Raw genomic sequence first — 798 nt, 5'->3', positions numbered from 1 at the left:
AATGAAGATGATCTGTTTAATGACGAGGCAGGTGTAGAAGGCTTTTATATCTTCTAAATCTGTATCGTTTTATCTGCATGCCCGCCTCAGTGCGGGCTATTTTCGTTCAAGAGGTCGGCAAAAATCGAACTTTCCTATAAAGCAAAAAAAGGAATGCTTTCGCATTCCTTACAGTGAGCGTGCCGGGGTTCGAACCCGGGACAACTTGATTAAAAGTCAAGTGCTCTACCAACTGAGCTACACACCCATATGAAATTTTGTCTTTAATGCCCAGTTCCGGAATCGAACCAGAGACACGAGGATTTTCAGTCCTCTGCTCTACCAACTGAGCTAACTGGGCATTGAGTTGCGGGAGTAGGATTTGAACCTACGACCTTCGGGTTATGAGCCCGACGAGCTTCCAGACTGCTCCATCCCGCGATATTAGTTAGCGCTTTTATTTAGTTTTAAAAGCTAATGGGCGGAGAAGGATTCAAACCGTTTTGGTTTCTCAAAGCAGATTTCTAATTCTTACTCCTAATGGGCGGAGAAGGATTCGAACCTTCGAAGGCATCGCCAGCAGATTTACAGTCTGTCCCCTTTGGCCACTCGGGAATCCACCCATAACATTATTCACAAAAATCAAATTTCTATGCCTAATGTAAAGCCGATGATCGGACTCGAACCGATAACCTGCTGATTACAAATCAGCTGCTCTGCCAATTGAGCCACATCGGCATATTCAATTTTATTAGTTTTAAATGGGACCTACAGGGCTCGAACCTGTGACCCTCTGCTTGTAAGGCAGATGCTCTCCCA

At 44.9% G+C, this 798-nt stretch carries 5 tRNA genes; all 5 read right to left on the bottom strand.

Going from position 1 to position 798, the window contains the following annotated elements:
- Window positions 1–174: 174 nt before the first annotated feature.
- Window positions 175–247 (bottom strand) — tRNA-Lys (locus DXB15_RS15670).
- Between the two features lie 20 nt (window positions 248–267).
- Window positions 268–340: transfer RNA gene (locus DXB15_RS15665), tRNA-Phe, on the bottom strand.
- A 6-nt stretch (window positions 341–346) separates the two neighbouring features.
- A tRNA-Met gene (locus DXB15_RS15660) sits at window positions 347–420 on the bottom strand.
- A gap of 100 nt (window positions 421–520) precedes the next feature.
- A tRNA-Tyr gene (locus DXB15_RS15655) sits at window positions 521–602 on the bottom strand.
- A gap of 42 nt (window positions 603–644) precedes the next feature.
- Window positions 645–717: transfer RNA gene (locus tag DXB15_RS15650), tRNA-Thr, on the bottom strand.
- Window positions 718–798 lie beyond the last annotated feature (81 nt).

The sequence above is a fragment of the Roseburia sp. OM02-15 genome (genome assembly GCF_003481835.1).
Lineage (GTDB): Bacteria > Bacillota > Clostridia > Lachnospirales > Lachnospiraceae > Eubacterium_I > Eubacterium_I ramulus_A.
This window is presented reverse-complemented; position numbering and strand designations above follow the sequence as displayed.